This window comes from Solicola agrisoli (genome assembly GCF_049059935.1).
Classification (GTDB): Bacteria; Actinomycetota; Actinomycetes; order Propionibacteriales; family Nocardioidaceae; genus JAURVT01.
In genome coordinates this window covers 20,251-27,953 of record NZ_JBMGQR010000055.1, presented here as the reverse complement: position 1 = coordinate 27,953, position 7,703 = coordinate 20,251, and the positions used below count along the sequence as shown (strand labels likewise).

6 protein-coding genes and 1 pseudogene are annotated in these 7,703 nt (G+C 73.7%); 5 read left to right on the top strand and 2 right to left on the bottom strand.

The window, feature by feature from the left end:
* From ACI6PP_RS16925 to guaA, 4 genes and pseudogenes are all read left to right on the top strand, one after another.
* A pseudogene (locus ACI6PP_RS16925) lies at positions 1 to 167 on the top strand (GuaB3 family IMP dehydrogenase-related protein); the annotation flags it as partial.
* A complete protein-coding gene (locus tag ACI6PP_RS16920) occupies positions 164 to 1,003 on the top strand; it encodes a carbon-nitrogen hydrolase family protein (RefSeq protein WP_421112790.1) in 840 nt (279 codons plus the stop codon). The pseudogene ACI6PP_RS16925 and the gene ACI6PP_RS16920, both read left to right, overlap by 4 nt.
* 79 nt (positions 1,004 to 1,082) lie before the next feature.
* Entirely contained in the window at positions 1,083 to 2,804 is a 1,722-nt protein-coding gene (locus ACI6PP_RS16915; RefSeq protein WP_421112789.1) for a GMC oxidoreductase, read from the top strand.
* A 216-nt stretch (positions 2,805 to 3,020) separates the two neighbouring features.
* Positions 3,021 to 4,595 carry a glutamine-hydrolyzing GMP synthase gene (guaA, locus tag ACI6PP_RS16910; RefSeq protein ID WP_421112788.1) on the top strand — a complete coding sequence of 525 codons (1,575 nt, stop codon included), beginning with the start codon at positions 3,021 to 3,023 and terminating at the stop codon, positions 4,593 to 4,595.
* 135 nt (positions 4,596 to 4,730) lie between these two features.
* Here the strand turns inward: guaA and ACI6PP_RS16905 are convergent, their stop codons facing one another.
* Together ACI6PP_RS16905 and ACI6PP_RS16900 are read right to left on the bottom strand one after the other, a co-directional pair.
* Positions 4,731 to 5,555, bottom strand: coding sequence for a hypothetical protein (locus ACI6PP_RS16905; protein ID WP_421112787.1), 825 nt, complete (start codon positions 5,553 to 5,555; stop codon positions 4,731 to 4,733).
* A 60-nt stretch (positions 5,556 to 5,615) separates the two neighbouring features.
* On the bottom strand, positions 5,616 to 5,744 hold the full coding sequence (locus ACI6PP_RS16900; RefSeq protein WP_421112786.1) for a hypothetical protein: 129 nt from the start codon (positions 5,742 to 5,744) through the stop codon (positions 5,616 to 5,618).
* Between the two features lie 262 nt (positions 5,745 to 6,006).
* Between ACI6PP_RS16900 and dhaL the strand changes: the two genes are divergently transcribed.
* Positions 6,007 to 7,701: a dihydroxyacetone kinase subunit DhaL gene (gene dhaL, locus ACI6PP_RS16895; protein ID WP_421112785.1), complete on the top strand. Its 1,695-nt coding sequence runs from the start codon at positions 6,007 to 6,009 to the stop codon at positions 7,699 to 7,701.
* Positions 7,702 to 7,703: the final 2 nt, after the last annotated feature.

The following is a 7,703-nucleotide window of genomic DNA, read 5'->3' as shown; positions in this document are numbered from 1 at the left end:
AGCGCGTCGACATCGGCTCCATCGGCACCCTGGAGTCGGTGCTCTTCGGCCCGTCCACCGTGCCCGACGGCACGATGAACCTGATCGGCGCGCTCCGGCGTGCGATGGCCACCACGGGCTACACCGACGTCAAGGAGTTCCAGCGGGTCGAGGTCGTCGTCGAGTGACCCCGGCGCCGCTCACCGTCGGAGCCCTCCAGGTCGCCGTGCGCGAGCCGGGCGACCTGGCGGTGCAGGCGGAAGCGGCGGTGGGGTTCGTCGAGCAGGCGGTCGCCCGCGGCGCCCGGCTGGCGGTGCTGCCCGAGCTCTACCTGTGCGGCTACGACCTCGACGTCGTCACGCGTCCCGGCGTCGCGCTCGACGCCGCGGCGCTCGCGGGCGGCGGGCTCGACGCCGACGACTCGCCCCTGCGGTCGCTGGTGCTCGCCTCGCGGCGTCACCCCGTCGCGGTGCTGGCGGGCGCGGCGGTCCGTCATCGCGACGGCCGGCTCACCATCTCCACCCTCCTCGTGCGCGACGGCTCCGTCCGGCTCGCCTACGACAAGCAGCACCTCGACGGCGACGAGCAGGCCGTCTTCGACCACGGTGACGGCGGCGCGCTGCTCGACGTCGACGGCTGGGGCGTCGGGCTCGGCGTCTGCTACGACGTGCTGTTCCCCGAGCACGCGCGCGCGTCCGCCGAGGCCGGTGCGCTCGTCTACGCGGCGTCGATGGCCTACCGCACCGGCGCCGAGCACCGCCGCGACCTCGCCGTGCGGGCCCGCGCGCTCGACAACGGCCTCTGGGTCGTGGCCAGCGGACTGGTCGGCGACAGCGGCATCGGGACGGTCTCCGGCGGGTCGGCCGTCGTCGACCCCGAGGGCCGGGTCGTCGACGCCGTGCCCGACGGCGAGGAGGGCGTCGTCGTGGCCACGCTGGACGCCGACCTGGTGGCCGCCACCCGCGCCGCCCACGCCATGGGCGCCGACCGTCGCGCCGACCTCGGCACGGTGCGGCGCCTCTGAGCGGACTATCTGACATCGGCGATGTCAGATTGGTTACCAGACGGTAGCGATCGGGCGAACGTCGACATACCCTGGGTATATGAACCTCCCCCCGAGCGACTCCGACGCCACCTTCGACTACGACGTGCTCGTGGTGGGGTCGGGGTTCGGCGGCTCGGTCTCGGCGCTCCGCCTGACCGAGAAGGGGTACCGCGTCGCGGTGCTCGAGGCGGGCCGGCGGTTCGAGGACGACGAGTTCGCGAAGACGTCGTTCGACCTCAAGCGCTACCTGTTCGCGCCCGCGCTCGGCTGCTACGGCATCCAGCGGATCGACCTGCTCAAGGACGCGATGATCCTGTCGGGCGCCGGGGTCGGCGGCGGCTCCCTCGTCTACGCCAACACGCTGTACGAGCCCCTCGCACCGTTCTACGAGGACCCGTCGTGGGGCCACATCACCGATTGGCGTGACGAGCTGGCCCCGTTCTACGACCAGGCCAAGCGGATGCTCGGCGTCACCACCTACCCGCACTTCACACCCGCCGACTCGGTGATGAAGCAGGTCGCCGAGGACATGGGCGTCGGCCACACCTTCCACCCCACGCCGGTGGGCGTGCTGTTCGGCCAGGCCGGCGAGGAGGTGCCCGACCCGTACTTCGGGGGCGTCGGGCCCGCCCGCAACGCGTGCCTGAACTGCGGCGAGTGCATGACCGGGTGCCGCCACAACGCCAAGAACACCCTGGTGAAGAACTACCTGCACCTCGCCGAGCAGGCCGGCGCCGAGGTGCTGCCGCTCACCACCGTCACCGCCGTCCGGCACCGCCCCGGTGGCGGCTACCTGGTCGACACGCGCCGCACCGACGGTCGCGTGCGTCGGGGCAGGCACACCTACGCCGCCGAGCAGGTGGTGCTGTCGGCGAGCGCGATGGGCACCCAGAAGCTGCTGCACAAGATGCGCGACGACGGCCACCTGCCGCGCGTCTCGGACCGGCTCGGCGTCCTCACCCGCACCAACTCCGAGTCGATCCTCGGCGCGATCGCCCGCGACCGCGACGTCGACTACACCGAGGGCGTCGCCATCACGTCGTCGTTCCACCCCGACGAGGTCACGCACGTCGAGCCGTGCCGCTACGGCAAGGGCTCCAACGCGATCTCGGCGCTGCAGACAGTGCTCACGAGCGGCGAGGGCGAGGGCCCGCGCTGGCGGCGCTGGCTCCGGGCCATGTGGACCGAGCGTCGCAACATCCGCCAGCTCTACGACCTCAAGCACTGGTCGGAGCGGACGGTGATCGCGCTCGTCATGCAGTCGCTCGACAACTCGATCGTGGTGTCGAGGAAGAAGGGCCGCTTCAGCCGTATCCCGCGCCTCACCTCGCGCCAGGGGCACGGCGCGCCCAACCCGACCTGGATCCCGCAGGGCCACTCGGCGGTGCAGAAGATGGCCGACGTCATGGGCGGCACCGCGGGCGGCACGATCGGCGAGCCGTTCAACATCCCCCTCACCGCGCACTTCATGGGCGGCTGCGCCATCGGCGAGTCGCCCGCGACCGGTGTCGTCGACCCGTACCAGCGGCTGTTCGGGCACGAGGGCCTTCACGTCGTCGACGGCTCGGCGATCAGCGCCAACCTCGGCGTCAACCCCTCGCTCACGATCACCGCGCAGGCCGAGCGGGCCATGGCGCTGTGGCCCAACCGCGGCGAGGACGACACCCGTCCGCCGCTCGGCGCGGCCTACGTGCGGGTGGAGCCGGTGGCGCCCAAGAACCCCGTGGTGCCCGACAGTGCACCGGGCGCGCTGCGGCTGCCCATCGTCGGCGTCTCCTGACGGCGCGACCCCGAGGCCGCGGGGCCCGGCCGGGAGGGAGTTCTGGCCGGGCCCCGCGTGTCCCGGCCGAGGCCAGGACTCGGGCCCGGCGGAGGGAGAGGTGCCGGGCCTACCCCTAGGAACGACGCCCGTCACCGCGAGTTACGCCCCGTCGACGACCAATTCGGGCCGGTTCCGGATTCGGGCCCGGGCGGCGCACTGACTAGGCTGTGGCCCGTGCCAGCGACCCCCGAGCAGAACCACGACCTCGTCCTCGTCGTCGACTTCGGAGCCCAGTACGCCCAGCTGATCGCGCGCCGCGTGCGCGAGGCCAAGGTGTACTCCGAGATCGTCCCGCACACGATGCCGGTCGAGGAGATGCTGGCCCGCGAGCCCGCCGCGATCATCCTGTCCGGCGGCCCGCAGTCGGTCTACGAGCCCGGCGCCCCGCAGGTCGACGCGACGCTGTTCTCGCGCGACGTCCCGGTGTTCGGGATCTGCTACGGCTTCATGGCGATGGCCGCCGCGATGGACGGCGACGTCGCCAACACCGGCCAGCGCGAGTACGGCCGCACGCAGGTGAGCGTCACCGAGCGCGGCACCCTGCTGCAGGGCCTGCCCGACCAGCTGCGCGCGTGGATGAGCCACGGCGACGAGGTCGTCGCGCCGCCCACCGGCTTCACCGTCAACGCCACCTCGCCGCGCGCCACGGTCGCCGCCTTCGAGGACGTGTCGCGTCGCCTCGCCGGCGTCCAGTGGCACCCCGAGGTGCTGCACTCCGAGCACGGCCAGGAGGTGCTCGAGCGCTTCCTGGTCGACATCGCCGGCTGCCGCCAGACCTGGACGATGGTCAACATCGTCGACGAGCAGGTGGCCGCGATCCGCGAGCAGATCGGTGACAAGCGGGCCATCTGCGGCCTGTCGGGCGGCGTCGACTCCGCCGTCGCGGCGGCCCTCGTCCAGCGAGCCGTCGGCGACCAGCTGACCTGCGTCTTCGTCGACCACGGGCTCCTGCGCCAGGGCGAGGCCGAGCAGGTCGAGCGCGACTACGTCGCCGCGACCGGCGTCGACCTCAAGGTCGTCGAGTGCAGCGAGCAGTTCCTCGGCCACCTCTCGGGCGTCGTCGACCCCGAGGAGAAGCGCAAGATCATCGGCCGCGAGTTCATCCGCACCTTCGAGGCCGCGCAGCGCGAGGTCGTCGCGGCGGCGCACGGCGAGTCCGTCGACTTCCTCGTCCAGGGCACGCTGTACCCCGACGTCGTCGAGTCCGGCGGCGGCGCGGGCACGTCCAACATCAAGAGCCACCACAACGTCGGCGGGCTGCCCGACGACCTCGAGTTCTCGCTCGTCGAGCCGCTGCGCACCCTGTTCAAGGACGAGGTGCGCCTGGTGGGCGAGCAGCTGGGCCTGCCGGCCGACATCGTCTGGCGCCAGCCGTTCCCCGGCCCCGGCCTGGCCATCCGGATCATCGGCTCGGTCGACGCCGAGCGTCTGGAGATCCTGCGCGCGGCCGACGCGATCGCCCGCGCCGAGCTCACCGCGGCCGGCCTCGACCGCGACATCTGGCAGTTCCCGGTGGTGCTCCTCGCCGACGTCCGCTCCGTCGGCGTCCAGGGCGACGGCCGCACCTACGGCCACCCCGTCGTCCTGCGCCCCGTCACCAGCGAGGACGCCATGACCGCCGACTGGGGCCGCCTGCCCTACGACCTCCTCGAGCAGATCTCCACCCGCATCACCAACGAGGTCCCCCAGGTCAACCGCGTCGTCGTCGACATCACCTCCAAGCCCCCCGGCACCATCGAGTGGGAGTAACCCCCACCCCCACCCCCACCCCCACCCGCCGAGTGGCGCAAATTCGGGCGTGACACGCGCGATCCGGCCCGGATCTGCGCCACTCGCGTCGGGTTTTGCGCCACTCGGCGGTGACGTGGTCTCGCTGCAGCGCGGTCAGGCGGGACGGCGGCGTCGCACCGAGCGCGGCGGCTCGCGCCGGTCGAAGCGCCGCAGCCTGCCGTCGAGCCGGGCTCGTCCCGCCGCCGAGAGGCTCGAACGCTCCACCTCGGCACGCCACACCACCATCTGACGCGGGTCGAACTCGCGTCCGCGTGCGTGCTCGGCGTCCATGACCACCTGCTCGGGCGTGCGGACGATCTCCGCCGCGGTGTACCCGTGACGGTCCCAGCCCGCGCGGTTCAGCGCCTTCTCGCGCCTGAGGTCATCGGCATGACGATCCCGGTCGCGGTGGATGCCGCCGTCGTACTCGTGGATCCTGCGCGTGCGCCCCACCCTGAGGTCGGCCCGAGCGACGAACTGGCCCCGACGGTCCTTGACGACGTACTGCGGCTGGACGTCGGTGACCTCGCTCAGCACGTGGAGCAGCCGCAGGATCGTCTCCCAGGCCGACTCGCTGCGACCGTCCGCGAGCCGGATGGCCTGTCGTAGGACGCGGACTCCGCGACGTCCGGGGATGGTCACGGCCCAGAGGTCCTCGAGCGTGCACTGCTCCAGGTGGAGCGCCGAGTCGATGACGACGACGAGGTCGATCAGGCCGAGGTCCTCGGCGAGCTCGGCGATGGTCCAGGCGGCTGACGCGATGCGCACGCCGTCGATCACCTGGCGGTGGCCGGCGGGCACCTCGCACCGCCGGACGTAGACCCCGCGGCGGTCGTGATGAGGCGCGTCACCGTCGGTCGACACGACGAGCGGGAGACGGGTGAGCCGGTCGGGCAGCCACAGGCCACGCAGCATGGCGGCGGTGGCGTGCGTCCACACCGCGTGGTCGGGCAGGACCAGCTGGATCGCGCGGCACGTCGAGGTGAGGTCGTGCGCGAGTCACGGGACGAGCGCGACGCCGCTGGAGGGATGCACCCAGCCCGGTCCGCGGAGGGCGTCGGGCGTCAGCCCGAACGGGGCGGCGTGCCGGTGGCGGACGACGTCGGGGGCGGCAGATCGCAGGTCCATCCGAGGACGGTGCGCCGGTTCGTGCGCCGACGGGAGCCCCCGACCGTCGATCTGTGGATGACGGGGCCGTGGGGCACCACCTGTGGACAGCCGCCGAGTGGCGCAAAACTCGTGACGAGTGGCGCAAAACCGGGCCGAATCGCGCGTGTCGACCCCGAATTTGCGCCACTCGACGGGCAGGGGGAGGGGGCGCTGGGCGGGTGGGGGGAGGGGGTGGGCGGGGAGGGGCGGGGGTGGGGGAGGAGGGGTTAGGGTCCGGGGCATGAAGAAGCTGATCGACGCGGTGCAGGACGTGGTGCCCGAGATGCTGGAGGGACTGGCGTCGGGGAACCCGGGGCTGGTGCTGCTGGAGGGGCAGACGGTCGCGCTGCGGGCCGACCACGCGGACGTCGCGGGGCGCGGCGAGGTCACGATCCTGTCCGGCGGGGGAGCGGGCCACGAGCCCGCGCACGCCGGGTACGTCGGGCCGGGCATGCTCACCGGCGCGGTGGTCGGCGACGTCTTCACCTCGCCGTCGACGGACGCCGTGCTCGCCGCGATCCGTGCGGTCGCCGGGCCGGCCGGCGTGCTGCTCGTGGTCAAGAACTACACCGGCGACCGGCTCAACTTCGGCCTCGCCGCCGAGATCGCCCGCGCCGAGGGCACCGACGTGTCGATGGTGGTCGTCGGCGACGACGTCGCGCTGGCCGAGGACGGCGAGCACGCCGGACGTCGCGGGCTGGTCGGCACGATCCTGGTGCACAAGGCCGCGGGTGCCGCCGCTGCCGCGGGACGTGACCTCGCGGCCGTCACCGCCGCGGCGAAGACCGTGGCCGACCGCGTGGGGACGATGGGCGTCGCCCTCAGCGCCTGCACCGTGCCCGCGGTGGGCCACCCGGGCTTCGAGCTGGCCGAGGACGAGATCGAGTGGGGCCTGGGCATCCACGGCGAGTCCGGCGTCGAGCGCGGCACCATGGTCACCGCCGACGAGGTCGCCGAGCGCCTCGTCGACACCGTCACCACCGACCGCCGGATCGGCGCCGGCGCGCGCGTCGCCGTCGTGGTCAACGACCTGGGCGCCACGCCTCCCGGTGAGCTCGACATCGTCGCCCGCGGCGCGCTGGCCGCCCTGCGCCGTCGCGACGTCGTCGTCGAGCGGCTGTGGGCGGGCACGTTCCTCAGCGCGCTCGACATGGCCGGCTGCTCGATCTCGGTGCTCGAGGTCGACGACGACCTGCTCGCCGCGCTCGACGCGCCCACCGAGACGTCCGCCTGGCCCGCCGCCCACCGCGGACGGATCGCCGCGCCCGTCACCGTGCCGGCGCCACCCACCGAGGCCGAGCCTGACGGCTCCGAGCACCTCGCCGCCGACTCACCCGTCCACCGTGCGCTGACGGCCGCGTGCGCCGCCCTGCGCGACGCCGAGCCCGAGCTCACCCGGATGGACAGCGAGGTCGGCGACGGCGACCTCGGCACCGGCCTCGACCGCGGCGCCCGCGCCGTCCAGGACGAGATCGACGCGCTGCCCGCCGACCCGGCCGAGGCCTTGCGTCACGTGGCCGGCACCCTGCGCCGCGTCATCGGCGGCACGTCGGGCCCGCTGTACTCGATCATGCTGATGCGCGCCGCGGCCGTCGTCGACGACGGCGACGCCTCCGACCCCGCCACCTGGGCCCGCGCGGTGACGGCCGGTGCCGACGGCATCGCCGAGGTCGGCGGCGCGTCGCTCGGCGACCGGACGATGCTCGACGCGCTGGTGCCGCTGGGCGCCACCCTCACCGAGCAGCTCGACGCCGGCGCGCAGGACGCCGCGGCGCAGGCCGTCGAGGCCGCCCGCGCGGGCACCGCGTCGACCGCCGGGACGGTCGCCAAGGTGGGCCGCGCCAGCTACCTGGGCGAGCGGGCGAAGGGCACGCCCGACCCCGGGGCGCACGCGGTCGTGGTCTGGGCCGAGGCCGTCACCGGCGAGCTGGGCTGACC